At 36.6% G+C, this 24,673-nt stretch carries 30 protein-coding genes; 26 read left to right on the top strand and 4 right to left on the bottom strand.

Annotation, left to right across the window (positions count from 1 at the left end):
• Positions 1 to 95 precede the first annotated feature (95 nt).
• The 20 genes from ABH968_RS24745 (at position 96) to ABH968_RS24650 (ending at position 17,712) form a co-directional block, all read left to right on the top strand.
• Positions 96 to 425 (top strand): hypothetical protein, encoded by a 330-nt coding sequence (locus ABH968_RS24745; protein ID WP_370048299.1) that lies wholly within the window; start codon positions 96 to 98, stop codon positions 423 to 425.
• The gene (locus ABH968_RS24740) at positions 422 to 2,149 is read left to right on the top strand and encodes a terminase large subunit (protein WP_370048297.1); all 1,728 of its coding nucleotides are present in this window, start codon (positions 422 to 424) and stop codon (positions 2,147 to 2,149) included. Before ABH968_RS24745 ends, ABH968_RS24740 begins: the two co-directional genes overlap by 4 nt.
• A gap of 59 nt (positions 2,150 to 2,208) precedes the next feature.
• Positions 2,209 to 3,417, top strand: coding sequence for a phage portal protein (locus tag ABH968_RS24735; RefSeq protein ID WP_370048296.1), 1,209 nt, complete (start codon positions 2,209 to 2,211; stop codon positions 3,415 to 3,417).
• Complete coding sequence (locus tag ABH968_RS24730; RefSeq protein ID WP_370048294.1) at positions 3,404 to 4,063, top strand: HK97 family phage prohead protease; 660 nt, start codon at positions 3,404 to 3,406, stop codon at positions 4,061 to 4,063. Before ABH968_RS24735 ends, ABH968_RS24730 begins: the two co-directional genes overlap by 14 nt.
• A gap of 1 nt (position 4,064) precedes the next feature.
• Positions 4,065 to 5,363 carry a phage major capsid protein gene (locus tag ABH968_RS24725; protein ID WP_370048292.1) on the top strand — a complete coding sequence of 433 codons (1,299 nt, stop codon included), beginning with the start codon at positions 4,065 to 4,067 and terminating at the stop codon, positions 5,361 to 5,363.
• A 12-nt stretch (positions 5,364 to 5,375) separates the two neighbouring features.
• Complete coding sequence (locus ABH968_RS24720; protein WP_370048290.1) at positions 5,376 to 5,660, top strand: hypothetical protein; 285 nt, start codon at positions 5,376 to 5,378, stop codon at positions 5,658 to 5,660.
• Complete coding sequence (locus ABH968_RS24715; RefSeq protein ID WP_370048289.1) at positions 5,650 to 5,967, top strand: phage head closure protein; 318 nt, start codon at positions 5,650 to 5,652, stop codon at positions 5,965 to 5,967. The genes ABH968_RS24720 and ABH968_RS24715 overlap by 11 nt, the downstream gene beginning before the upstream one ends.
• Entirely contained in the window at positions 5,948 to 6,319 is a 372-nt protein-coding gene (locus tag ABH968_RS24710; protein WP_370048287.1) for an HK97 gp10 family phage protein, read from the top strand. The genes ABH968_RS24715 and ABH968_RS24710 overlap by 20 nt, the downstream gene beginning before the upstream one ends.
• Complete coding sequence (locus tag ABH968_RS24705) at positions 6,316 to 6,645, top strand: hypothetical protein (RefSeq protein WP_370048285.1); 330 nt, start codon at positions 6,316 to 6,318, stop codon at positions 6,643 to 6,645. The genes ABH968_RS24710 and ABH968_RS24705 overlap by 4 nt, the downstream gene beginning before the upstream one ends.
• Entirely contained in the window at positions 6,646 to 7,224 is a 579-nt protein-coding gene (locus ABH968_RS24700) for a major tail protein (protein ID WP_370048283.1), read from the top strand.
• Between the two features lie 13 nt (positions 7,225 to 7,237).
• Positions 7,238 to 7,612, top strand: coding sequence for a hypothetical protein (locus tag ABH968_RS24695; RefSeq protein ID WP_370048282.1), 375 nt, complete (start codon positions 7,238 to 7,240; stop codon positions 7,610 to 7,612).
• Positions 7,613 to 7,671: 59 nt separating this feature from the next.
• Positions 7,672 to 7,836 (top strand): hypothetical protein, encoded by a 165-nt coding sequence (locus ABH968_RS24690; RefSeq protein WP_370048281.1) that lies wholly within the window; start codon positions 7,672 to 7,674, stop codon positions 7,834 to 7,836.
• Positions 7,837 to 7,857: 21 nt separating this feature from the next.
• Positions 7,858 to 11,271 (top strand): phage tail tape measure protein, encoded by a 3,414-nt coding sequence (locus ABH968_RS24685; RefSeq protein WP_370048279.1) that lies wholly within the window; start codon positions 7,858 to 7,860, stop codon positions 11,269 to 11,271.
• Between the two features lies 1 nt (position 11,272).
• The gene (locus ABH968_RS24680; RefSeq protein WP_370048277.1) at positions 11,273 to 12,091 is read left to right on the top strand and encodes a phage tail domain-containing protein; all 819 of its coding nucleotides are present in this window, start codon (positions 11,273 to 11,275) and stop codon (positions 12,089 to 12,091) included.
• A 15-nt stretch (positions 12,092 to 12,106) separates the two neighbouring features.
• Positions 12,107 to 14,395 (top strand): coiled-coil domain-containing protein, encoded by a 2,289-nt coding sequence (locus ABH968_RS24675; RefSeq protein WP_370048275.1) that lies wholly within the window; start codon positions 12,107 to 12,109, stop codon positions 14,393 to 14,395.
• Between the two features lie 15 nt (positions 14,396 to 14,410).
• Positions 14,411 to 16,108 (top strand): phage tail protein, encoded by a 1,698-nt coding sequence (locus tag ABH968_RS24670; RefSeq protein ID WP_370048273.1) that lies wholly within the window; start codon positions 14,411 to 14,413, stop codon positions 16,106 to 16,108.
• Between the two features lie 29 nt (positions 16,109 to 16,137).
• Positions 16,138 to 16,332: a hypothetical protein gene (locus ABH968_RS24665; protein WP_370048271.1), complete on the top strand. Its 195-nt coding sequence runs from the start codon at positions 16,138 to 16,140 to the stop codon at positions 16,330 to 16,332.
• A gap of 99 nt (positions 16,333 to 16,431) precedes the next feature.
• Positions 16,432 to 16,719, top strand: coding sequence for a hypothetical protein (locus tag ABH968_RS24660; protein WP_370048269.1), 288 nt, complete (start codon positions 16,432 to 16,434; stop codon positions 16,717 to 16,719).
• Positions 16,709 to 16,969 (top strand): phage holin, encoded by a 261-nt coding sequence (locus ABH968_RS24655; RefSeq protein WP_370048268.1) that lies wholly within the window; start codon positions 16,709 to 16,711, stop codon positions 16,967 to 16,969. The genes ABH968_RS24660 and ABH968_RS24655 overlap by 11 nt, the downstream gene beginning before the upstream one ends.
• A complete protein-coding gene (locus ABH968_RS24650; protein ID WP_370048266.1) occupies positions 16,969 to 17,712 on the top strand; it encodes an N-acetylmuramoyl-L-alanine amidase in 744 nt (247 codons plus the stop codon). The genes ABH968_RS24655 and ABH968_RS24650 overlap by 1 nt, the downstream gene beginning before the upstream one ends.
• 48 nt (positions 17,713 to 17,760) lie before the next feature.
• Here ABH968_RS24650 and ABH968_RS24645 read toward each other — a convergent pair whose 3' ends face one another.
• Together ABH968_RS24645 and ABH968_RS24640 are read right to left on the bottom strand one after the other, a co-directional pair.
• A complete protein-coding gene (locus ABH968_RS24645; RefSeq protein ID WP_370048264.1) occupies positions 17,761 to 18,489 on the bottom strand; it encodes a hypothetical protein in 729 nt (242 codons plus the stop codon).
• A gap of 74 nt (positions 18,490 to 18,563) precedes the next feature.
• Positions 18,564 to 18,806: a helix-turn-helix domain-containing protein gene (locus ABH968_RS24640; RefSeq protein ID WP_370048262.1), complete on the bottom strand. Its 243-nt coding sequence runs from the start codon at positions 18,804 to 18,806 to the stop codon at positions 18,564 to 18,566.
• A gap of 170 nt (positions 18,807 to 18,976) precedes the next feature.
• Between ABH968_RS24640 and ABH968_RS24635 the strand changes: the two genes are divergently transcribed.
• The 3 genes from ABH968_RS24635 (at position 18,977) to ABH968_RS24625 (ending at position 20,602) form a co-directional block, all read left to right on the top strand.
• On the top strand, positions 18,977 to 19,357 hold the full coding sequence (locus tag ABH968_RS24635; protein ID WP_370048261.1) for a hypothetical protein: 381 nt from the start codon (positions 18,977 to 18,979) through the stop codon (positions 19,355 to 19,357).
• 71 nt (positions 19,358 to 19,428) lie between these two features.
• Positions 19,429 to 19,644: a hypothetical protein gene (locus ABH968_RS24630; protein ID WP_370048259.1), complete on the top strand. Its 216-nt coding sequence runs from the start codon at positions 19,429 to 19,431 to the stop codon at positions 19,642 to 19,644.
• 67 nt (positions 19,645 to 19,711) lie between these two features.
• Positions 19,712 to 20,602: a helix-turn-helix domain-containing protein gene (locus tag ABH968_RS24625; RefSeq protein WP_370048257.1), complete on the top strand. Its 891-nt coding sequence runs from the start codon at positions 19,712 to 19,714 to the stop codon at positions 20,600 to 20,602.
• Positions 20,603 to 20,798: 196 nt separating this feature from the next.
• Here ABH968_RS24625 and rlmD read toward each other — a convergent pair whose 3' ends face one another.
• Together rlmD and ABH968_RS24615 are read right to left on the bottom strand one after the other, a co-directional pair.
• Positions 20,799 to 22,187, bottom strand: coding sequence for a 23S rRNA (uracil(1939)-C(5))-methyltransferase RlmD (gene rlmD / locus ABH968_RS24620; protein ID WP_370048255.1), 1,389 nt, complete (start codon positions 22,185 to 22,187; stop codon positions 20,799 to 20,801).
• A gap of 44 nt (positions 22,188 to 22,231) precedes the next feature.
• Positions 22,232 to 23,050: a polysaccharide deacetylase family protein gene (locus tag ABH968_RS24615; protein ID WP_370048253.1), complete on the bottom strand. Its 819-nt coding sequence runs from the start codon at positions 23,048 to 23,050 to the stop codon at positions 22,232 to 22,234.
• A 191-nt stretch (positions 23,051 to 23,241) separates the two neighbouring features.
• On the opposite strand from ABH968_RS24615, the gene recX reads away from it, so the two are divergent.
• The 3 genes from recX to ABH968_RS24600 are packed head-to-tail and all read left to right on the top strand — an operon-like array spanning position 23,242 to position 24,641.
• The gene (gene recX / locus ABH968_RS24610) at positions 23,242 to 24,045 is read left to right on the top strand and encodes a recombination regulator RecX (RefSeq protein WP_370048251.1); all 804 of its coding nucleotides are present in this window, start codon (positions 23,242 to 23,244) and stop codon (positions 24,043 to 24,045) included.
• On the top strand, positions 24,042 to 24,371 hold the full coding sequence (locus tag ABH968_RS24605) for a YfhH family protein (RefSeq protein ID WP_370048250.1): 330 nt from the start codon (positions 24,042 to 24,044) through the stop codon (positions 24,369 to 24,371). Before recX ends, ABH968_RS24605 begins: the two co-directional genes overlap by 4 nt.
• The gene (locus tag ABH968_RS24600; protein WP_370048248.1) at positions 24,372 to 24,641 is read left to right on the top strand and encodes a YfhJ family protein; all 270 of its coding nucleotides are present in this window, start codon (positions 24,372 to 24,374) and stop codon (positions 24,639 to 24,641) included.
• Positions 24,642 to 24,673 lie beyond the last annotated feature (32 nt).

Here is a 24,673-nt window from a genome sequence, read left to right as displayed (position 1 = left end):
ATTAATACAAACAATTGTTCTTATGGGGACCGAGAGGGGAAGGGGTTTTCGATACACGGTAAAAATTTCGAAATCGGATTGAGGGTGGTTGAGACGTGACTAAAAGTGAAGTATTAGCTAAAGAAAAGGCGAAATTGAGCGAGATTTTTCAGGATGTTGAAGAATCGAAGCGGAGGCTTGTTGAAGGATTAATTGATGATGCTGCGTTCCTGAAAGCTGAAAATTACGACTTGAAATTGTTATTAAAGGAAATAGGGATGGTTAGTGTTCATCCGTCTCAAAAAAATCTGCAAAAGCCTATCGAAGCATCGAAACAGTATTTAAAAAATGTGAATAGCTATGCGGTGATAATAAAAACACTCAATGGAGTACTGTCGAAAGGCATAATTGAAGATGACGACGACTTGAAGGAATTTGAAGAATGAACAATCAATATATCTATCCATATTTGCAACAATCTTTTTTACTTCAATATATTTCAAAATGCAAAGCAGGGGAAATAACTATTGGACAAGAGCTGATGATGCAACTTGATATGTTATTAGCTCATTTTGAAAATGACGCCATCAAAATTGACTTTAAAGATGCTCACCAACGTATAAAATTCATTGAAACACAATGTAAACATTTTGAAGCGCCGTTTGCTGGTAAGCCATTTATATTAGCTTTATTTCAAAGAGCATTTATTGAAGCAATCTATATATTTAAGGTATACGATGAAGAAATCGAGCAATGGATACGGCTGTATCAAGACGTATTGTATTTGGTAGCTCGTAAAAATGGAAAAACACCACTTATTTCAGCTATTGCATTGGCTGAATTTTTTTGTGGAGAAATGGGGACAAGGATTTTATGTTCCAGTAATGACTATGAACAGGCAGATTTAATGTTCCAAGCAATTAATTCTATGCGTGAAGAAAGTAGAACGCTTGAAAAGGTTACTCGTAACAATGTAAAAGGCGTTTTCTTTGGAAATCCTAAAAAAATTAAGAAGCGTGGTAAGTTTAGCTACGAGAATAAAGGGCACATCAAAAAAATATCAGCAAAGACAGGAGCTAAAGAGGGTAAAAATATCCGAGTTGGAGCGATTGATGAAGTCCACGAATTAAAAGATAACACCTCTGTCATGCCAATTCGACAAGCTGTATCAACACAAGATGACCCGTTGTATATTGAGTTAACTACTGAGGGGATTATCAATGATGGATATTTAGATGAGCGATTACGTGAAGCTAGGAAAGTGTTGAATGGTGAGCTTGAACGACCGCGCTGGTTGATTTGGATGTATACGCAGGATAACGAACAAGAAGTATGGCAAGATGAAAGTTCGTGGGCTAAGTCTAATCCTGGTCTAGGTGTCATAAAAAAACGTAGCTTCTTGCAAAAAATGGTTGAGGAAGCTAAAACGAGTAAATCGATGCGAGTATTTGTTTTGTCAAAGGATTTTAATATTAAACAAAATAATGCGACAGCATGGTTAACGACAGACATCATAAAAAATGAAGAGAAATTTGATATAGAAGAGTTTCGAAATGCGTTCGGTATTGGTGCTGTTGATTTATCAAAAACAGGTGACTTAACATCCGCTAGAATTATGCTAATGCGACCAGGTGATTCGAAAAAATATATGCTTAAACGCTATTTTATTCCTGAATCGAAACTTGAAAACTTATCAAAAGAAGATAAAAAGAGATTTGAGGAATGGATTAGAGAAGATCGTATAGAAGTTTCGCCAGGTAATGAAAATGACTTTCGCTTGGTGACAGCGTGGTTCGTAAAAATGTATCGGGATTTCGGAATTAGGATATATAAGACGGGTTATGACAAATGGTCAGCTATCTACTGGGTAAAAGAGATGGAGGGCTATGGGTTTGATTTAGACAGAGTAAATCAAGATTTTAGTTTATCTGAGGCAATGAAGCTAGTAGAAAGCGATTTAAAAAGCAAACTTATCGTTTATGACGATGATCCTATAGACAAGTGGTGTTTAGAAAATACAGCTCTAAATTTTAATAACAAAATGGATATTATGCCAATTAAAGTTCAGGGGCAGGATCATAAGAAAATTGATGGGGCGGTAACGATGATTATTGCATACAAAGTTTATATTGATAATCGCGCTGAATTTATGCAATTGCTAGGGAGGTGAGTACGCTGGCATTTAAGGATTTCTTTAAAAAGTCATCGAATTCTAACGGAAGAAGAGAGATGCAACAAGCAAGGATGCTGAATGGCTACAGTCCTATATTTTCGCAATTTGGGGAAGATGTTTTTGCATCAGATGTTGTTCAAATGTGTATTGATGTGATTGCGACAGAATGTAGTAAGTTGCAACCTAAACATATCCGCATTGATAACGACGGGATGCAACATATAGTGAAAGGTAGCATTAACAGATTGTTTAAATTTGCACCGAATGAACTAATGACTACACGAGATTTTTTGGAGAAAGTTATTTGGTTGTTGTACACGAATTATAACTCTTTTATTTATCCTATGTACGTAATAAAGGATGATGGACGAGGTAATAAGACAAGAGAGTATACAGGTTTTTATCCGCTAAATCCTACGGTTGTTACGTTTTTGCAAGATAAAACAAATAAACTTTTCATGGAAATGTCGTTCGGAAACGGTGATAAATATACTTTGGCTTATTCGGATGTCATTCATTTGAGGAAAAAATTTAGTGGCAATGACATTATGGGCGGCGGTGCATTAGGTACGCCAGACAATAAAGCTTTGTTAAAAGTACTAAGTATTAATGATGCATTGATGCAAGGGCTTGAAAAGGGAATGAAAGCGAGTCTGCAAGTACGTGGGATTATTAAAGTAAACACAATGTTAGAATCAGATGACCAAAAGGAAGAACGGGAACGTTTTGAACAAAAAATGGCTGATTCTAAATCAGGAATTGTACCAATTGATTTAAAGAGTGATTATATTCCGATTGAAGCAAACCCAAAATTAATAGATAAAGATACATTGGAGTTTTTAGATCGAAAAGTTTTACGCCATTATGGGGTTTCTGCTGCTATTTTGTCAGGTGATTTCAATGATGAACAGTACCAGGCTTTTTATGAAAAAACATTGGAGCCAATTTTAATTAGTCTTGGTCAAGCTTTTTCTAAGACGATTTTTACACCACGTGAACTAGATGTTGGAAATGAAATTGTGTTTTACCAAAAAGAAATGATGTATTTAAGTACCAAAGCCAAAATGGATTTATTGAAGACAGCTGGTGAGCAAGGATTATTATCGGATAATCAAAAATTAGCATTGCTTGGATATCCTCCTATACCAGGAGGAGAAAAGCGAACGATGTCGCTAAATTATATTGATGTAAATTTAGCGAATGCTTATCAAATGAGTAAGAAAAATATAGGGACGGATGGGGGCGGTCAGAATGAGCAAGAGTAAATTGCCTACTAAAACGGAGCCTGTAATACGGCATTTTAGCTTGAAAGATATAAGGGCAAGTGCTGATGATGGCAATTATATCGAGGGGCATCCAGCTATCTATGACCAAGTAACAAACATTGGCGGATGGTTTAATGAGGTCATTGAACGTGGTGCATTTGACAATTGTAATTTTGATGATGTGCTATTTAGTGTTAATCATGATTTGAAAAAGATTCCACTTGCTCGAAGTCGTAGAAACAATGGCAACTCGACAATGCAACTACAAGTAGATGGTAGTGGGTTATATATTCGGGCTAATCTTGATATAGAAAATAATACTGAAGCGGGCGCGTTATATAGTGCTGTAAAACGAGGAGACATCGACGGGATGTCTTTTATTTTTTTCGTGGATCAAGAGGAGTGGAAAGAATTAGACAGCGATATGCCTACTAGGCGTATTCAAAAGATTAAAAGAGTAATGGAAGTAAGTGCAGTCAATTTTCCTGCTTATTCGGGAACTGACATAAATGCTCGTGACCAAGAAGTGCTGGATAGTGCGGAAAAGGCATTGGAAAATGCTCGGTCTAAGTTGGATAACTCGAAAAACGAGCTTGAAGTTTTGCAATTGAGAAGTCAAATTTTAATGAAAATGGAGGAAGTATAAAATGAAAAAGAAATTACTAGCACTATTAGCCAAAAAGGAAGAGCGTAAAAAACAATTAGGGAAAACTGCCGAAACAACTGAGTCGGTAGCTGAATTACGTAGTATTAATACAGACTTGGAAGCTTTAAATGCAGAGATAGCAGAATTGCGAAGTATGGTTGATGCTTTACCAGATGAAAAAGGTGGAAACGGTGAAAATGGTGGATTGGATGAGATTGAATCACCAGAGCAGCGTAGCAATCCGCAAGGTCAGCCGAACATCTTAGGAACGTATGATGTTGGTGGTAGCGGTGGGAATGGTAATGAGTATCGTTCTGGTGATCCGCATGATACACCTGAATATCGCAATGCATTTATGCAATATGTGACGAAAGGAACGCAAAGTGAACAATTAGAATTCCGTGCAGATGCTACTACTGGGACTGGCGATATTGGTGTTGTTATTCCAACGACAGTTTTAAATAAAATTGTTGAGAAAATGAAAGATTATGGTCGTATTTGGGACCGAGTAACAAAAACAAGTATGAAAGGCGGAGTCGAAATTCCACTTTCAAACGCAAAACCTGTAGCGACCTGGGTAGCTTCAAATAAAATGTCTGATAAGCAAAAGAAAACTGTCCCTGGGAAAATTTCGTTTTCTTATCACAAGTTACAATGTCGAGTAGCTGTTGATCTTGTAGCGGATACAGTGTCTATGCCTGTGTTTGAACAAACAATTACAAATAATATTTATGAAGCTATGATAATTGCTCTTGAAACAGCAATTATTAATGGCAGTGGTACAGGACAGCCGTTAGGTATTACAAAAGATACAAATATTCCAGAAGAACAAATTGTGGATGTAACTCCTGATGGGTACGGGAAATATGACACTTGGACAGAGTTATTTGCAAAAATTCCACGTAGTTATCGCAACGGTGCTGTATTAATTATGGCAGATTTGGATTGGAATAAATATATTGTAGGAATGAAAGATGACAATGGACAACCTATTGCGCGTGTGAATTATGGTTTGGATGGCATCCAGACTGAAAGATTACTTGGTAAAGAAGTTATTCCTGTTGAGGATCATTTACCAAGTATTGATGATGCAGAAGAAGGTGACGTTGTGGGTATTTTAGTGAAACTATCAGATTACATGGTAAACAGTAATATGCAGCTGTTATACAAACGATATTTCAACGATGAAACTGATGAATGGATTAGTAAATCAACATTAATTTGTGATGGTAAATTAGCTGATCATAATGGTGTAGTGTTAATTAAAAAAGGAGCAAAGGACGCAAAAAAAAGCGCTTAGGTGGTGAACTGATTGGAAATAGAACAATTAGTGATCGAATGTAAAAAAGGGCTTAATATGTCACTAGAAGCGGATGAAATTATTGATGGCGCTATCAAACAAAAGTTGTTAGCAATTCGAGCATATTTACTAGGTGCTGGTGTTAAAACCAAACGATTAGATTCAGATTTAGGCATTGCTGTAATGGTTATAGGTGTGACGGATTTATGGAATTTGAACGCAGGAGAGATTAAATTCTCTCCTGTTTTTCGTACGCTTGCAACTCAGCTCGCGCTAGGAGGTTCTCATGAGACGTAATAGAGTTATCTATTTAATACCTACTCATATAGAGAAAGATAGTATCGGGAACAAGAAAGAGATATTTGAGGAACCAAGAAAAAAGCTTGCTGAAAAGAAATCAGTGCGACAATCTGAATTTTATCAAGCTGCTACAACAGATTTTAAACCTGAAATTATATTTAAAATTTGGACACATGAATATAAAGGTGAAAAATTCCTTAGTTATAATAATCAAACGTATCACATCATTCGAACATATGAGAAAAGCTTTAGGGAGCTTGAATTAGTTTGCGAGGTGAAAATTAATGATAAAAGTAAGCATTGATGAACTAAGTGACACTCTTATTAAAGAATTAAACACTTTTTCACGAGAGGTTAGTGAAGGTCTGGATAAAGCTAAAACTAAGATTGCACGTGAAGGTGCTGCAGAGTTAAGAAATACAAGTCCTAAAAGGAAGAAAAATGGTGGTGAGTACGCCAAAGGATGGACTACCGTGAAGCAGGGTACAGCGGCTGTTATTTGCAATCAAACAAAGCCTTCTTTAACGCATTTGTTGGAAAAAGGTCATGCTAATCGCAATGGTGGCAGAACACCTGGTAAAGAGCATATTTACCCTGTAGAGCAATCGGCAATAGAAAAATATGAGAAGGAAGTCGAAAGGGTGATACGTGGTTGATTGGATTAGAAGAATTATATAGCACTCTTGAAAAAGGCACAGGTTATCCAGTTGCAAACATCGCGTGTGCCCAAAGGGAATCTGTGCCTTTTATTGTTATTATGACAGAAGGTTCAGTGAATTTAATTGCTGACAATAAGGTTTATAAAAAATTCGAAGATGTAGAGGTAGAACTTTATACGGATAAACGCGATTTAGAAGCGGAGGGCAGTGTTGAAAAGATACTTGATAATCTGAGTATTCCATATCAATCCAATGCTTATTTCATTGCTGAGGAAGATTTATTAAAGACAACTTATTCAATAACAATTAAGGGGGACAAGTAAATGGATGAGAACAAAGTACGGTACGGATTAACAAATGTACACATCGCAACTTTTACAACTAAGGATGGCGAAATGGTTTATGACGATTTTAAACGTATGTCAGGAGCTGTATCACTGACATTAACACCTAAAGGCGATCAAACACCGTTTCACGCCGATAACATGACGTATTACGTTTTTAGCGCTAACCAAGGATATGAAGGTGCTCTTGAAATTGCGGAGATTCCAGAGTTTTTCTTAACGGAAATTTTAGGTGAACAACTTATTAGTGGTGTTTTAGTTGAAAATATCAATGCTAAAGGGAAGCAATTTGCTATGGCATTTGAATTTGACGGAGATAAAAAAGCGACACGTCAAATCCTCTACAACTGTACAGCTTCACGTCCGACATTAAGTGGTAAAACTAATACGGACACAATTGAGGCACAAACGTCTGAATTAACATTCACAGCGTCACCACGACCAGATGGTATAACTCGTGCGAAAACAACAGCAAATACACTACCAGAAGATTATAACGCGTGGTACACAAAACCATTTGATCCTATGGACAGCATACCAGAAATTATAGAGCCGTAAGGAGGTATCGAAGATGGAAGGGATAATCAAATTAGGAGAAGTCGAATGGAGCATAAAAGGTAACGCTATCACAGCTTTTCATTATAAAAATCAATTCAAGAGTGACATTTTAAAAGATACTCTAGCAGCTGTAGGTGGTATTGAAGGTGTCATGGAGTTGAGTGCGGTTAAAGATGCTAAGGACTATAAAAAAATGCAGACGCTCATTGATAATTTTGATACTATCACCATTTATCAATTATTATGGTCGTTTGTTAAAACTGCTGATATTAAAGTAAAACCATTTTTCAAGTGGTTAGAGGATTGCGACTATATACCAGTTACCGACTTGCTATTGAATGACGATTTTGTACAAATATTAGTGGGTAATATCCATAGAAAAAAGTAAGTAAGACTTCCGTAGACGACGTTGACACAGACGACGTGCTAACTACGGAGTCTTTTTTTATGACTTGTAAACTAGTTGGACTCACTCTGCAAGATATGGAATACATGACAATCGGTGCGTGTTTAGATTATGCGACAGATTATCTGGAACTGAAAAATCAAAAAGACACGCCTAAAAAAGCAGTTGTAAGAAAGGCTACCCAAAACGATTTTGATAATTTCTAAAGGGGTGAGGTGACGCGAGGCGTGAGTAAACGCATAAAGGGTATTACGATTGAGCTAGACGGTGAAACTAAGGGGCTTGATAGAGCGTTATCAGAAGTCAATAAGCGTTCTAAGGATATTCAAAAAGAATTAAGAGAGGTAGATAAACTCTTAAAATTTAACCCTAAAAATGTAGAGTTATTGGCTCAAAAAAAGAAGTTACTTGCCGAGCAAGTTGAAAACACCAGAAAGAAACTAGATCAACTTAAACAGACACAAGAGCAAGTAACACAAGCTTTCAAAGAAGGTAAAATTAGCGAAGATCAATATCGAGCGTTCCAACGTGAGATAGCTGAAACAGAATCAAAATTAAAGCATTATGAAGGGCAATTAAAAAGTGTAGATGCTACACACCGATCATTTTCTGAAAAGGTTGCTCATGCTGGTAAGTCTGTAAAAGAATTAGGTCAGTCTATGTCTAATGTCGGCAGAGAACTAAGTATGAAAGTTACTGCACCTTTAATGGCGATAGGCGGAGTAGCTGCTAAAATCGGTATGGACTTTAAAGCTGGTTTATCAGAGGTACAAGCGATTAGTGGAGCGACTGCCGCGGAAGTTGGAAAGTTAGAGGTTAAAGCGCGTGAATTAGGTTCTTCCACAAAGTTTAGTGCCAAACAGGTAACAGAGGGCTTTAAATACATGGCACTTGCTGGTTGGGACGTAAAGCAGTCAATGGACGGTATCGATGGCGTTTTAAACTTAGCAGCAGCAAGTGGTGAAGATTTAGCGTTAGTATCGGATATTTTAACCGATGCTATCTCAGCGTTTGGAGATAAAGCAAGTGATGCAACACGTTATGCTGACGTATTAGCGGCAACAGCAAGTAATGCCAATACTGACGTTGCTGGATTAGGTGAAGCATTTAAGTATGTCGCGCCAGTAGCCGGAGCATTAGGGTACAGCTTGGAACACACTTCCGCCGCACTTGGATTAATGGCTAATGCGGGTGTTAAAGGAAGTGCGGCTGGTACAGCTTTGCGAGGGTCGCTAACTAACTTAGCTAAACCGACAAAAGAAATGCAAAAAGCCATGGATAAATTGGGTATTAGTATTAAAGACAGCAACGGCGAAATGAAGCCTCTGGACGTACTATTACAAGACATGCGCGGGTCATTCAAAAATTTGACGGCTGATCAAAAGGCGAGTTATGCAGCTACTATTTTTGGCAAGGAAGCAATGGCGGGTATGCTCGCTGTTTTAAATGCCTCAGAAGCGGATTTTAACAAGCTATCATCAGCAATAAACAATTCCGAAGGAAAAGCTAAGGAAATGGCTGAGGTCATGCAGAATAACCTAGCGGGATCACTAACAAATTTAAAATCAGCGCTAGAAGAATTAGCTATCAAGATTTTTGATGCACTAGAGCCAGCGCTCACATGGTTAGTAGGTGCAGCACAAGATTTAGTTGACTGGATGAATGGGTTAGATGCAAGTACACAGCGTGTTATCGTTGTTATAGCAGGTCTAGTTGCGGCGCTTGGTCCTTTACTAGTCGTTGGTGGTGGACTGCTCACAGGATTAGGTATGTTAATGACATCACTTCCGGCACTTGTGCCTTTAATAGGTGCTATTGCAGGACCTGTAGGGATTGTTGTAGGTGTTGTTGCAGCATTAGGAGCGGCTTATGCATTAACAAGAACAAAAGCTGATGAGCAATTAAGGACAGATAAAGAGTTAGCAGATAATAATTTAAAGTTGGCGGAAACTCATTCAAAGGTTTTGGAAGAGAAAAGTGCTGATATTGATAAGACTACTGAGCTTGCAGAAAAAACAATTAAGCAAGCTGAAAATGTGGACAAATTAACAAATAGTTTTGAAGGTCTATGGGACAAATCAAAACTTTCACGTGAGGAATTTGCAGAATTTCTGGATTTACAAACAGAGCTTGAGAACACAACAGCGCCAAAACGTGTAGAAGAACTTGAGAAGCGAATGGATGCTTTACGTGAGAAGTCTGGTTTATCCAATGAGGAATTTAATGAATTGCTTTCGAGTAATAAATCATTGGTGGAATTATTCCCACAAGCGGGTGAAGCTGTAGGAGAATACGGTAATCGTATTGCTGATACAACAGGTAAACTACGCGATATGACGCAAGCTGAATTAGCACGCATGGAAGTTGAAGTTTATAACAAAATGATTTCAGATTTAGAAGCAGTCAACGCAGAAATAGAAAACTACGAAACGTTACTAGGTGAAGTTGTAGCGTTAGAAGAGTCTGTTAATGAAAAGATAGCAGAACGAAACAATATACAAAAAGATATTGCAGATAATGAAGCGACAATTATTGCAAATAATGAAAAAATAGCAGAAATAAAAGAGCGTCAAAAGGAAGCTAGTTTTAAAGAAAATATTGAGTTAGGTAATCAAAAAGAAGAGCTTAAACTACAAAACTATCAACTTGATAAGAAGAATGATAAAAACAAGGAAAATTTAGAAGTAGTAAATGATACGCTATCAATAGAGCAAAAAACATTAAAGGAAAAGCAAAACCAATCCTCTTCAACGGGTGAATTAATAACAAAAAATAGAAATAATCTAGATCTATATAGAGAAATTCTTACAAAAAATCTAGGCATAAATATTGAAAAAGGAAAAGAACTTCAATCATTAGATGCAGCAATTGCCAAAAATCAAACATCTATAAATCAATTGCAAGACAAGATCAAACGTGAGGGAGATAGTAACGGTAAGAAACAGGAAAGTATTGAAAAGCTTCAAAAAGAAAATGAGGCAATCGCCACTGCTAAAACTAAATTAGATGGTGTCATAAAAAGTGTTGATACGCAAAATGGGAAATTTGATGCAGGTCAGCAAAAGTTAGAGAAAGTCAACGGTCAGTTTAAAAATGCCAAACAAAATATTGATGAAAATATTACAAGGACAGATGTATGGAACAGTAAACTTGATAAAAGCCATACGAAAAAAGTTGATATCAAACAAAGTAAAAACCCTGACGAAGAAAATAAAAAATGGTCTAGCCCGATTAGCAAGACAATTAATATTATTGCAGATACCGCTAAAAGTCTATTTGGTTATGCGGAAGGTACGAATTATCACCCTGGCGGTATGGCATTCATGGGTGAGGAAGGTCCTGAATTATTTAGAGCTAACGGCTCTTACGGTATCGCTGATTTTGGTTTGTATGATCTACCACAAGGTGCCAAGGTGTGGACCCACGATCAAACAAAACAGATGCTACGTAATGGTTTGGTTGATGGTTTAAGTAGAGGTGTTGAAGCGACGCAACAACAAATAAATCAAGTGCATAACTTTAATATCCAGCCAGCACCGATTATCTTAGATGGAAAGGTTATCGGCTATGCTACATTTGACGTAATTAACGGAAAAATGGGGTCGGGTCAAAGTCTGAAAGGTTACATGAGGGGGTTATAAAATGTTTTTCTTCACAGACAAAAAAGGCGAACGAATTAAATATGATACTGAAAGCATTGTTGCCCTCCATAGTAATATTGCAACGCCATCCTATGATTACGTGACAGCAGAAGTAGAAAATGGTCGGCGAGTTGTGTTGGATAGAATTTTACAACCACGCTCGATTGACACTAAATTTTTGTTAAAAGCGTATGATTTTCACGATACGTATTTATTGCGGGATGAATTTTATCAATTATTATCGTCCTATGAAGAGCTGTATTTTCATGAAAGCGCCCTGCCTCATAAGCGATGGAAAGTCCTCTTAAATAGTGAGGCGATGGGCGAGAAGGGCTATAGCCATGCTAGTTATGATTTAAGACTATTATCTGTAGATGGCATAGCAGAAACGCTAGGCACATCATTAGACCTCCAAAATCGCAAAGAATGGGATATCAACCTATGGTCTTGGGGCATGGGTCTTGAATGGGATAAAGAATACCGTTATGAACATTCCTCCAATAACTTTGTTATTGATAATATCGGTAACCTTGCAATTGATCCGCGAGAACATGAGTTAGAAATAACAATCAAAGCAACGGCTAGTAATTATTTGGAGATAAAAAATACTACTACAGGCGATATATACCGTTATAATGGCTCTCTTACAACAAATGACGTTTTAGTTTTAAAAGGTATACAGTCATTAAAAAATGGTGTGTCTGTCTTTAAAAATACGAATAAAAAGCTATTAACTTTAGGGATAGGTAGTAATCAATTTACCGTAACAGGTGGAACGATTGCATCTATCTCTTTTGATTTTAGATTTTTATATATGTAAAGAGAGGTGGTTAGCATGTCAAACATATACAATACTAATTCTCCTGTAAGTAGAGAGGAAAGAAATAATGTCAACAATACTTGGCAGGACATCTTAAAACGTTTTGCAAGCTTACAGCGCCAGATAAATATTTTAGCCGGAGATCAAGAAGTTGAGGAATTACTACAACGTATTGAGGACGCTATTAATAATGCTTATACTTCTGTAGCAGCAGCAATCGAAGAAAATAACGATGCTACACAAGAGGCGATCAATAATGTAAATACATCACTAGAAAACGCTCTTAATGAAGTTTCTATGGCTATACATGAAATAAATACAGCAATTACAAACGCAGATGAAGCTACAGCAGATGCTAATAAAGCAACTAATAATGCTAATACAGCTATCAATGCTGTGAATGAGAAGGTAACAGAAGCAACACAATTAATTGATAGTTTGGATGTATTAAAGGCTCAAATGGAGCTGCTAGAAAAGCAACTTGAAACTGCTAAGTCAGATGCAGAAACAGCGACATCGAATGCAAATAGTGCAGCACAAGAAGTACGTAATGCTATACAGGACACCAATACGGCTATCGCAAATGCCGAAGGAGCAACTCAAAAGGCTAATCAAGCTGTACAAGATATTAACGAAGCAAAAGAAGATTTAACACAAGTTGTGAATGATAAAATCACCGAAGCAGATACAGCTATCACTAATGCAAATAACGCAACCGATCAAGCCGATCAAGCGGCAGAAGCAATAAAAGGTTGGGGCACAGCGACAGTATGGAACGAGACTACTCAGTACGAAAAGAACAATATTGTAACGGATAATGGTTCATCATGGCAGGCTACTAAAGCTAATGCGAACTCAAAACCTTCTACGAGTAATGAAAATTGGATACTGCTTGCACAACGAGGCGTTGACGGTACAGGTGCTGTTAGTTCTGTAAACAACGTCTTACCAGATGAAAATGGGAACGTGCAACTCAATTTAAAACAAGGTACTGTTCAAAAGGTCAATGGAAAAAGTCCTGACGGTAACGGCGAAGTGACTTTGCTACCTTCTGATGTAGTAGGCATTTCAGAAACTATTACCGAGGATGAACTGTTGGCTTTAAGAAAATCAGGAACATACTTTGTTGTACGAAAAGAAGAAGAATCGTTCTTTCCTTCGAATGATGGTGTTTCTTTGACTTGTAAAGTAGAACTATCTGTAGGTTATGAAGCCGCACCTCGTGACTTTGTAATGTTGCGAACTTTTGTTGTAGTAGACCCGTTTTTGTCCGATAGCAATGAGGTTACTGGTGTACAAAGATTTAGATATCAGACTATAGATACAAACACATGGGCAGTTGAAGAGGATTCAGAATGGATTGAAACTGGAAGTGGAGATTTTAAAGTTATAGAATCTAGAGATGCTGACGCTTCACCATCTACTTATCCAAGTGGTCAAACAATTATGTATGTTTCTAATGAAGACGCTCAGTCGTGGAGAACAAGGTCATCATCTGGTAATCATGACCCTAGATGGATGAAACTTATTGTAATAACAACGAAGAATAAGGAAGATATAATAAAACAAGAACTATATTTAATCAATAATATTTCTAGTGGTGGTGTCTATTATGAGTATGATATTGGTAGTATATATTTAAGAAAAGAATCAAAAGAAGCTCCAAACCCTTCTAGACCTGATTGGAGATGGACAGCTTTTAAGAAATCATTTCCTATTCCAGAGCCTGCAAAAGTAACTAATCCAAACAGAATGTTTAAAAATACTGTTAAGAAACATAACTACACGTTTAATTCTAGCTATGGAAAATGGGCAACATTACTATTTAACAACAAAGTTGAGGCATTACAAAGTATGGGCATGGGTAATCCTGCTCTAACAATGGAAAAGACAAGTTATACAACTTCTGATAGTAATTTATTAAACTATTATGATTTATTTAGATTCATACAGGGATACACATACGAGATGATTTTAGACATTTCTGCTAATAATAATAAAGATTTATACGCTATTCGTGTTTCTATATTTGACGAGCGTAGTTCAGCAGAAATACTTGAGTATCAAGACGTAATATATGATAGAGTATATGTCTTTGGTAATGATATGAATAAACCTACTATCCCTGGTATAAACACATTTGCGGCACATCATCAAGTAATTATTCCTCATACACTTAATATAGAGCAAGAAACTTACATGGTGATTAGTGCAATAAATACTGGGAACAATGATTTGCCTATTGAATTAATAGGTGATATAACATTAAAAGTTTTAAGAGATGGTAAAGATGTTATTAGTTAATAAGGAGATGATTCAATGATACATGTAACTAAAGGAAATGAAGTTGAACTATTAGTACAAGTATCTAATTTCAATATGGAACAGTCAATAGACGGCACTTTTACAGTGTCGTTTACTTGTTTTCAAGGTTCTAAAAATCCAGGATATGATTTATTAGAGTCAGAATCAATTGTCACTGTAGAGGGCAATGATTTTAGAGTTAAGCAATACAGCAATACTGCTCATAGTAAAACTGTAATAGCGGCTAGTGTATTTTATGATCTCACTAAAGTACAGCGACATGATACGTTTGGTGGTAATCATACGCTACAAAATCATGTTGATTTTACGTTAAATGGTACAGGTTGGACAGCGATAATTGATAATGATATTGCACGAGAGACTAACTATATACGTTCCTTTGGTAAAAGCAATATCGTGTCGTTAGTCAAAAAAATATGTAAGTATCACGACATCGAATATTTAATATTGCCGGATAAAAAAATTCATTTTAAAAAAGAAATCGGCGGAGATTACGACTATCAATATCGTTACAAACACAATGTATCAAGTGTGATATTACAAGAGGATACGACTGATTTAGCAACAATTATAAAGGGTTATGGAGCAGACGGTTTAACTGTAGAGTATCGCTCACCTAACGTTGCAATTTTTGGTCCGCTAGAAGCGGAGCCAGTGAGTGACGAACGTTACACAAACCGTCAAACACTGCTCGATTATATTAAATCACAGTTGCAAGACGTGCCAGAATTAGCGATTGAGTCGACGATCCCCGAATTGACTTCACGCGAGATTGGAGAGCGTGTTTGGCTTATTTATGAGCCTTTAAATATTGAAATACAAACGCGCATACTCCAGCAAGTAAAGGTATTGCGTAATGGCGAATTAATTACCCAAAGTGTCATATTTGGTAATAGCCTGCCTAAAACGGCTGAGGATGTGTTAGTTGATCAGAAAGAAGATTTAGACGATACCAAAGAAAACCTAGACGAAGCTAAAGAAGAACTGAAAGAGAGCATTAACGAAACTAAAAAGGAATTCCAAAGTAAGATTGAGCAAACTGATAGCCAGATAACTATTGAAGTAGAGCAATTGGAAAAGTCTATAGCATCTATTGATGTGAAAGCTGATAACATTAACTTTTCGGTTAATAACCGTATTACTAATGAAGTTGCTGCTATTGATATAAGAGCGAACAAAATAGAACTATCAGTGAGTAATAATAATGAAAGAGTCGGTCGTGCGGAATCAAGAATCACACAAACAGAAAATCAGATAAAATTTGAAGTAGTTAAGCAGGATGAATTTACTGGAAGAACTATTACTTCAAAAATTAATATGGACCCATATGCTGTTTCTATCAGCGCAGATAAAATAAATCTTAATGGTGCTGTTGTGGTCAACGGTAGTATTAGTGGGGCTACAGATATTAATGTCAATAGAGATATCTACATGGGTCGTAGATTGTATTTTAGTGACATGACATCGGTTGGAGGATCAAGCGGAACCATCTTGTTAGATGCTTATAACGATATAGAGTATGTAGGAAGACGACACATTTTTTGGGGAGATGTTGACTTTTCAAATGCAAGAGTAGGTAATCTAGACGCCAATACAATAGGTGGTTTAAAAATTGCTTACAATAATGCATTTGTATACATTCGTGATGCATGGGGAAATAACGTCGCACAATTAAGACGGTCGGATGTTTAAAAATAAAAATTAAAAGGGGTTAAAATATTATGGATTACCAAGTACAACTAAACAATGGACAGGCAATTAAATTGAAAAATGCTGAATTTGATGTGACAGCATTCACAGCTACTTTAAATGATCAAAAAATCGGCTTTGTAAACATCGGTGGAGCAATTATTAATAAGCATATTATAGTAAGTGTAATACCAGTTGATAACATACAAACGGAAACGCAGTCATGAGGCTAGCGTTATTTTTATTGTTAAAAATCTAGACGTTTGGGAATATGCCTTCCACGGTTAATAGTGGAGGGCTTTTATATTGGTGAAAGCAGGTGTTCTATGAGTATTGAAATATCATTGCTTTTTGGTGCTATCGGTACTGTGTTAGGTGTTCTTGGTGCGATTGTAACGATGAAAAAAGATAGTAAAAATCAAGGGGTATCAGAAGCAAGTATATCGTCTAAAGTCGATTATATAGCGCGAGGAGTCGATGATATAAAACTTGACTTTAAAGACCAAGCGAGAAAAATTGAATCACAAAATGAACGTCTGATTCGCGTAGAAGAATCAACAAAATCAGCAAATAAACGATTAAACAAACTGGAGGGAATTACAGATGAAAATTAATTGGAATGTACGCTTCAAACACAAACCGTTTTTAATAGCAGCATTTTCATTATTGCTGCTTTTAGTTCAGCAAGTAGCTGCTTTATTTGGTTACGATACAACAGTTTATAACCAGCAAATTACGGAGTTATTTAACACTACACTAGCAATTTTAGTTTTGATCGGTGTAGTTGTGGACCCGACAACACCGGGTACAAATGACAGCGAAAAAGCAATGACTTATGGCAAGGAAAAGGATGGTGCTCAATAATGGTTGTTATTAGACAAAAATTAGTTCCTGACTCATTAGCTGCAAAAATCACATACGGTAAAATTAATAAGCGAAAATATATTGTTATTCATGAAACTGATAATCTAAAAACTGGAGCAGATGCAGACGCTCACGCTCGTTTACAATACAGCGGGAATAGCCGCGCAGCTAGTTGGAATTGGCAAGTGGATGATAAAGAAGCTGTACAATCATTTGGTCATATGTGGGCTTGTTGGGCAGCGGGTTCAGATAAGGGGAATAAAGAAGGTATTCAAGTGGAAATATGCGTTAATAGTGATGGCAATTACTTAAAGGCTGTGCAGAATGCTGCTGAACTTGTTGCTAAAATTATGAAAGATGAAAATATTCCTATTGAACGTGTGGTACAACACAATTATTTCAGTGGTAAGAATTGTCCTAGTAAGATGCGTGCTGGAAAGGTAAGTTGGTCACAATTTATTACTATGGTTAAAAATGCGAGTGGTAATGCACAGCAACAAAAGCCAGTTACAGATACTAATAAGTATCGTGTCCTAACAGGCACGTATAGCACACGACAAGCAGCTGAAAACGTCTTAGATGTGTTAAAACATCGTTTTGGATGGGTGGCTTATATTGAGTCAGATGGTTCTCGTTGGAGAGTTAAAACAGGTACATTTACAGGAGTAACGGCAGCACAAGCCGGAGCAAATAAAATTAAAACAGCTAAACTTGCACAAGTTGCAAATCCAATAGCTGCATAATATCAAAGCCCAGGTACTCAATTAATTTGAGCCTGGGCTTTTTTGTTGTTATTGTTTGATCACAGCTTTAGTAAAAGTTAAATATTGACCATCTTTTACATCTACTTGATATTTACCATTAAAGTTTTTGTTAGTTACAATTTTTGAATTTCCTACAGGGCCAGTCATTACAGCAACATAACCATCACCGTTCGATTCAAGTACGTATGAGCCAGCGGGAATATCTACACCTACTTTATAATATCCAACGTCTGTATAGTCTGTTTTTTCATTTAGTATTTCAAAAAAATTCTTTGCACCACTTACGTTTAATTTTTCAAGAGCTGATACGCTGAATAATGCACCTTTGGTTGAGATGTTTCCTACTCCGTGAACATATACATATCCGAAACTATTAAAGTTTTTATTATCTACAATATTGCCATTTTGATCTTTTTCTGAATAGTAGTATGTTTTACCTTCAACTTCATCAATACCAATGAAAGCATACTCACCTTTTGGGATATCACCTTGTATGTAATCACCTGGATTAAACACTTGTTCTTGTTTATCATCTTCTTCAATTAAACTTATAACGTCCTTTAGTAATTGTTGTCTATCCAACAGCATTTTATGTTCAGGATCATTTTTTAATTCTTCTATATCAGTATCTTTTTCTACCTCAACGTCATCTGTAGAAGCCTCAACAACTTTATCTTCTTTCAGTTTTTCCTCTTGCCCTCCACATGCAGCAAGTAATAGTGCTGATAATGTTCCAATGTAGAATAATTTTTTCATTTATAAATCCTCCTTCTATATTCCATTTTAGGAAATTCTGTAGTGAAAGTACATATAAAAAACAGACAACCAAATTAGTTATCTGTTTCTTCGTTATCTTCTACTTCCACAATTTTAAATAAATCGTTCATGTCGGTTATCCCGAAAGCGTTTATTAATTCGTTAAGTGACGCCTTTGGATAGCTTTTTTGTTTGCCATTTACCATTTCGCTAACTGCACGATTTGTTAAATTTGTACGTTCCACTAAATCTTTTTGTTCCCAATCACGCTCTGCAAGAAGTACACGTAAGCGTAATTTTAATTCTTTTCGCGCCAAACAATTCACCCCTTTTTATATGTATTTCATAATACAATTATAAATCAAAATAATTAATTACGCAATTTGTAATTGACATACCTTTTCGTTTTATTTATTATGTAAATAGGTTATACGATACGTATTTTATTTACGTTTTTTAAAATTTAGAAACGAAGGGTGGAATTAGAATGAATGGTGTTATGTACAAACTACACACAAAAAAATATTGGGTAGGGGCATTAAATTTAAACATCGATTTAGAAAGAGAATATGCAAATAAAGCGGAGCAGTTAAAGCCTTCTGCTATTGTAGCTTTTCGAAAGTATGGAGCAGGACATATAACTTTAGAAGAATTCAGTAATTTAATTTTTGAATATAGCTTCTATCAAAGACGAGCATATGAAGCAAACAAAATAATTGCCGAAAGCCGTAAAGCACTTGATTGGTTTGACTCTGAAACAATTACATGTTCAATTTGCGGTGAAAATTTTAATGAAGCAGATGTAAATATTGTGGATTATCCAGATGATGTTTGTATAAACTGCGAACCACATTATGGGGAAATTTAAAAGCTGAACAGGGGGCATCACAGCTGGTGCTCTCGATTGAGTTTTTAAATAACAAAAGGTAGGTGTAACAGATGAAGGAAAAAGTTAATGTCTCGCTTGATGACTTTGCATTTTTAAAAACCTTTGCTGAAATGTATTTTTTAAAAAATATTACTGAGATTGAACAACGCATTTCAGATTATCCAACAAGTAATGATGAGTTTATACAGAAAATAGAGAATATTTTAATCAAATTAAGAGAGCAACAGCAACGAGCAGAAAACATTGAGTATAAATATCTTTATTAAGAAAAGAAGAATAATTTTTCTGTTTAGGATACACAAAGGTTCGTGATTAGAAAGCGAGGTGAAAACGATGGCATTTGAATATTTAGCACAATACACAACATTCGATTCAATAGCAGACATGGACATAGCTGTTGAGAATCACATGGCAGCACATTACTATGATTTGACTGAATCAGAACGTGCCATCGTTTTCAAACTTGCTAGTCATTCACTGGAATACCCGGGAGCTTGTCACTTAAAAGCTGCAACAATTGCTGCATCATTGGAGATTAGCACGAAGACTGTTTACCGTTCAATTAAGAAATTAGTTGAGTTAGGCATCATTGAAAAAGTACCTGGAACAAAATTAAACGGCATCAAAGGAGCTAGTATTTATCGCATATTACTTTATGTCCCATCGAGCGTGTCTCAACGAGAGACAGCTCAAGCAAGCAGTAATTACACGGTTTCCGAGACTTTTTCAGAAAACCAACCATCTAATTCTTTTAATCTTTTAAGTTCTAAACAAGCAAGTAATAATTTATGTGATTTAGAAAATGAATTGGCTTTGCAAGCTGAAAAGAAAAAAGAATACATGAATGAGTACCAAATGATGTTATTTGATTTCATGCACTCATTGCCTATACGTGAGGATTTAAAAGACCAAATACATAAGTGCATACTGTCTACAAAAATGAATGATATACGCGATTTTGTTCACGCTAAAGACGTTTTAGCTAACATTTTACGTGATATTGCGAACGGTACATTAACAATTGCTAGCACATTAAGAGCTGTATTTGTGGGGGCATATAGTAAGGCAGTAGAGCGTTTAAATATTAAGCCAACCAAATCATCATATATAGAAGAAACACCAAATAGAGAACGACCAGTACCGTTTTATAACTGGTTAGAAGAACGTGATAGTTGTACACAAATAAATAGCAGACCAAATATTGAGAATTGGTTGGAATGGTGATTTTAATGCTCACTTGAATACCAGATGATGTTCCTAATTGATTACCTTGTGAGAATTGAAACAGGCATGGATCGGTTGAGGGTGATGAAAAGGCTTGGAGCATTAGGGCATTATTATGAATGACTGTAGGTGAAGTAATGTAAAAAAAGATACAGCCTGTAATATACAGGCTGCATCTTCTGGAGTCGCCAAACTTTTATTTCTGATATTCTGATTTAAGAACCATGGAGCAAATACATTCTACCTGCGCCGTCTGTGCAAACATATCAACCGGCTGAATATACTCCACATCATAAAACTTCGATAATTCGTTTAAATCCTTCGCCAAAGTTGATGGATTACACGATGTATAGACAAAGCGCTTCGGTTTTAGCTTCAACACAGTGCGGATGAATTCTGGTGCTAGACCTGTGCGTGGTGGGTCAACTGTAATAACATCAGGTGTAAATCCTTCTTTGCGCCATTTTGCTAGGACACTTTCTGCTGTGCCGACTGCGTATTTTGTATGCTTGAAGCCATGGTTTCGGGCGTTTTTACGTGCATCCTGAATGCTTTCTGGAATAACGTCCATTCCACGAACTTCTTTTGCTTGGTCAGCTAGCCATAAACCGATTGTTCCAACACCGCAGTAAGCATCAACAACTGTTTCTTTGCCTGTTAATGCTGCTGCTTTTTTGATTTCATCATAGAGATGAACGGTTTGTGTTGGATTTAGTTGGAAAAAGGCGCGAGCTGATAAATCAAATGCTAATTCGCCAAGCTCCTCATGAATCGTTTCCTTACCATCGAGGACAATCGTCTCATCGCCAAAGATTAACGATGTTTTCTCACGGTTAATATTTTGTGCGATCGATACGATACTTGGGTCGATTTTTTTTATACGAGCAATGAGTTCCGCTTGATGTGGAATTTCCTTACGCGTTGTGACGAGCACGACTTGTGTTTCACCAGTACGAATCCCAGTACGTACAACAATCGTACGCACTAAGCCATCAAGTGTACGACCATCGTAAATAGTAATATTCAGTTTTTGTAAAATTTTACGTGTTGCCACTGTAATTTTTGATGTAATCGGATGTTGAACAAGGCAATCATTGATGTTCAGTAACTTGTTACTACCTTCTGCAAATAGTCCTGCATAGACACGCTTACCTTCTTTACGTACTTGATATTGACTTTTGTTACGATAATTCCATGGATTATCCATCCCTAGAGTTTTGCGAACTTCAACTGTATTAGCTAAAGGCTTAGCATAACGTTCTAATGCTTGAATTACGATATCACGCTTTTCGATTAGCTGTTTTTCATATGTCATGTGTTGAAGCTGACAGCCGCCACATTCATTGTAAACTGGGCATGGTGCTTCCTGACGATATTTTGAAGCTTTGCGAATAGCTAATATTTCTGCTTCGGCAAAGTTTCTCTGTGTTTTAGTCACTTGTGCTGTAATTTCTTCACCAGGAATAGCGCCCTTTACGAATACAACATTACGCTTATAAAAGCCTACTCCTTCACCGTTAATACCAAGTCTTTTTATTATTAGAGGAAATTTTTGTCCTACTTCCATTGTTGTTTGCTGCGTCAAGCGTTCCACGTCCCTGTTCTTTTAATATCATCTCCCCATTATAACTAAGGAGTAGACGATTGCAAAGCGACAGGGAAATCTTCATGTTCTAAAACTAAATCGTCAAGGGATAAAAATGTATAGCCTTGTTTTTTCGCCTCGGCAATAAACCTAGGAAGAGCTTCAGCGTTATCCTGCGCTACAGTATGCATTAATATTACGGCACCAGGGTGTAGCTGTTCTATTAATGCATTATACGCATAATCTGCGCCACGACGTACATCCCTTTCCCAATCCTTAAAGGCAACAGACCAGAAAATATGACGGTAGCCTTCAGCATTTCCGATCTCTAATAATTTCGCATTAAATATACCTTCAGGTGGGCGGAAGTATGTTGTATGTTTAATACCAGTCAATCCCCTCAGCTTATCGTCAAATTTTTTCCATTCTGTACGCATAGCATCTGGCGTTAATCTCGCCATATTTGGGTGTCCATATGAATGGTTGCCGATTGTATGGCCATCTTTAACCATGCGTTTCACTATTTCGGGGGCACTTTCTAAATAATGACCAGTTAAAAAGAAGGTAGCTGGTGCTTTTTCCTTCTTCAATGTATCCAAAATGCTTTCCGTAAACCCATTTTCATATCCGTTATCAAAGGTTAAATAAGCAACTTTTTTATCAGGCTTACCTTTATAAATAGCACCATATTTCTCAAGTAGCTGATCAAGCTGTGCTCCAGCCTCAGCTGGTTCACCGTTTTTCGCTCGCTTTAATCCCCAATGGTGTTCATCGGAGCCAGAAGCTGAAAATGGATTAAAGCTAATTGCCGCGGCAATAATAAAAGTAGCGATGACCGCTCCTACAATATGCTGTTTCCACATAAAAACGCATCCTTTCTTTTTCATTAGAATGCGTTAAAAAAATTATCCTATTCGATTTAAACCAATAAATCTTGAAGTGCTTCTTTTAAATGATACGGAATAGAAGCGAATACCCGCGAACATGGGAATACCCACAGGAAAAAGCAATACCCACGAAAAATGTTATAATGCTTAATAGTGAGGTGTTACTAATGCGTATTATTACGAAAATTGCACGTCAAAAAAACAATCCAGAACGTTATAATATATATTTGAACGAAGAATACGCTTTTCCTGTAGATGAGGCAATTCTCATTCAATTTGGATTAACGAAGGGAAAAGTGCTTGAGGAATTTGATATTCAGGAAATTGCCTATGAGGATGAGATTCGAAAAGCTTTTAATAAAGGGTTAAATTTTTTGTCTTATCAAATGCGCAGTGAGCATGAGGTCAAGAAAAAGCTTCTCGCGTTAGAATTTGGCGAAGCAGTTATTTTAGAGGCTATACAAAAGCTCAAATCATACGGTTTTTTAAATGATGAAACTTACTCCAAGGCATTACTCAACACGAAAAAGGCTACGATGAAAAAGGGACCCAAGGCAATTAGACAAGACCTTATGAAAAAAGGAATTGATAAAAGCTTACAGGATGAGGTACTTGCTACATATAGTCATGGAGAACAGGTAAAGCTTGCGACACAATTGGCTGAAAAGGTCATTCGATCAGAAAAAAAGAAAACACCAACACAAATAAAAGCTAAAATTCAAGATTTTTTAATGCGAAAAGGTTATTCTTTTAGTGTTGTAGATGATGTGCTAAGTCAAATAGAGATTGAGCAGGATGAAGATGAATGGCAACAGCTACTTGAGGCACAAGGCGAAAAAGTTTGGAAAAAGTATTCATCGAAGTATACTGGTTATGAATTGAAAATGAAACTAAAGCAAGCGCTCTATCAAAAGGGTTTTCCTATAGAGGCTATAGATCGTTTTATAGAAGAGAAGGAGAATGAGGAATGAACGAAAAAAATTATGCTGCAATGTCAGAGCATGAATTACGTGAAGAAGTAGCTATGATAAAGGAAAAAGCACGTAAGGCGGAGCAGCTAGGAATTATCAATGAATTCGCAGTTTACGAGCGCAAGGCTTTAATGGCAGCTGCTTATTTGGTTGATTTAGATACAATAATTCCTGGAGAAATGTATCGTATTGACGGCTCTGAAAATGAATTTTTCCAAGTAGATTATTTAAAAGGACGCTTTGCTTGGGGACATCGCTTAGGGGGCGAAAAATACCAAGAGGCTTTACCTGTTTCAATGCTATCTCCTGTAAAGGTGGGCAAATAAATGGATGAAAAAATTGAAAAACTAACTGCTGAGTTACTTGCAAAAAACCCGCAAATGCCAGTAGGACGTGCACGAGTATGGATTGAGCTTTTATGGAGTGATTTTGAATCAACTTCTGCAAAAGCTGGCTATGCCTATCGAGGTGCTGATTACACTGAAAATTTAGTGCGTCAATTAATTACTAGTTATGGAGATAAACTGCATACATTTGCAGGACGCAATCCCAAATACGCACATTTACTTGATGCTAGTGATGATATGGTGCAATAACAAAACCCTGACCAATGTTGGTCAGGGTTTGC

Source organism: Lysinibacillus sp. RC79 (assembly GCF_041262405.1).
Lineage (GTDB): Bacteria > Bacillota > Bacilli > Bacillales_A > Planococcaceae > Lysinibacillus.
The sequence above is the reverse complement of the archived record's forward strand: the minus strand, read 5'-3'. Positions and strand labels throughout refer to the sequence as shown.

Excerpts from the sequence above, each read along its gene's own strand:
- ABH968_RS24740 (WP_370048297.1), top strand. The coding sequence starts at position 422 with ATGAACAATCAATATATCTATCCATATTTGCAACAATCTTTTTTACTT.
- ABH968_RS24735 (WP_370048296.1), top strand. The coding sequence starts at position 2,209 with ATGCAACAAGCAAGGATGCTGAATGGCTACAGTCCTATATTTTCGCAA.
- ABH968_RS24730 (WP_370048294.1), top strand. The coding sequence starts at position 3,404 with ATGAGCAAGAGTAAATTGCCTACTAAAACGGAGCCTGTAATACGGCAT.
- ABH968_RS24725 (WP_370048292.1), top strand. The coding sequence starts at position 4,065 with ATGAAAAAGAAATTACTAGCACTATTAGCCAAAAAGGAAGAGCGTAAA.
- ABH968_RS24715 (WP_370048289.1), top strand. The coding sequence starts at position 5,650 with ATGAGACGTAATAGAGTTATCTATTTAATACCTACTCATATAGAGAAA.
- ABH968_RS24710 (WP_370048287.1), top strand. The coding sequence starts at position 5,948 with ATGATAAAAGTAAGCATTGATGAACTAAGTGACACTCTTATTAAAGAA.
- ABH968_RS24700 (WP_370048283.1), top strand. The coding sequence starts at position 6,646 with ATGGATGAGAACAAAGTACGGTACGGATTAACAAATGTACACATCGCA.
- ABH968_RS24695 (WP_370048282.1), top strand. The coding sequence starts at position 7,238 with ATGGAAGGGATAATCAAATTAGGAGAAGTCGAATGGAGCATAAAAGGT.
- ABH968_RS24690 (WP_370048281.1), top strand. The coding sequence starts at position 7,672 with ATGACTTGTAAACTAGTTGGACTCACTCTGCAAGATATGGAATACATG.
- ABH968_RS24680 (WP_370048277.1), top strand. The coding sequence starts at position 11,273 with ATGTTTTTCTTCACAGACAAAAAAGGCGAACGAATTAAATATGATACT.
- ABH968_RS24675 (WP_370048275.1), top strand. The coding sequence starts at position 12,107 with ATGTCAAACATATACAATACTAATTCTCCTGTAAGTAGAGAGGAAAGA.
- ABH968_RS24670 (WP_370048273.1), top strand. The coding sequence starts at position 14,411 with ATGATACATGTAACTAAAGGAAATGAAGTTGAACTATTAGTACAAGTA.
- ABH968_RS24665 (WP_370048271.1), top strand. The coding sequence starts at position 16,138 with ATGGATTACCAAGTACAACTAAACAATGGACAGGCAATTAAATTGAAA.
- ABH968_RS24660 (WP_370048269.1), top strand. The coding sequence starts at position 16,432 with ATGAGTATTGAAATATCATTGCTTTTTGGTGCTATCGGTACTGTGTTA.
- ABH968_RS24655 (WP_370048268.1), top strand. The coding sequence starts at position 16,709 with ATGAAAATTAATTGGAATGTACGCTTCAAACACAAACCGTTTTTAATA.
- ABH968_RS24650 (WP_370048266.1), top strand. The coding sequence starts at position 16,969 with ATGGTTGTTATTAGACAAAAATTAGTTCCTGACTCATTAGCTGCAAAA.
- ABH968_RS24645 (WP_370048264.1), bottom strand. The coding sequence starts at position 18,489 with ATGAAAAAATTATTCTACATTGGAACATTATCAGCACTATTACTTGCT.
- ABH968_RS24635 (WP_370048261.1), top strand. The coding sequence starts at position 18,977 with ATGAATGGTGTTATGTACAAACTACACACAAAAAAATATTGGGTAGGG.
- ABH968_RS24630 (WP_370048259.1), top strand. The coding sequence starts at position 19,429 with ATGAAGGAAAAAGTTAATGTCTCGCTTGATGACTTTGCATTTTTAAAA.
- ABH968_RS24625 (WP_370048257.1), top strand. The coding sequence starts at position 19,712 with ATGGCATTTGAATATTTAGCACAATACACAACATTCGATTCAATAGCA.
- ABH968_RS24615 (WP_370048253.1), bottom strand. The coding sequence starts at position 23,050 with ATGTGGAAACAGCATATTGTAGGAGCGGTCATCGCTACTTTTATTATT.
- recX (WP_370048251.1), top strand. The coding sequence starts at position 23,242 with ATGCGTATTATTACGAAAATTGCACGTCAAAAAAACAATCCAGAACGT.
- ABH968_RS24605 (WP_370048250.1), top strand. The coding sequence starts at position 24,042 with ATGAACGAAAAAAATTATGCTGCAATGTCAGAGCATGAATTACGTGAA.
- ABH968_RS24600 (WP_370048248.1), top strand. The coding sequence starts at position 24,372 with ATGGATGAAAAAATTGAAAAACTAACTGCTGAGTTACTTGCAAAAAAC.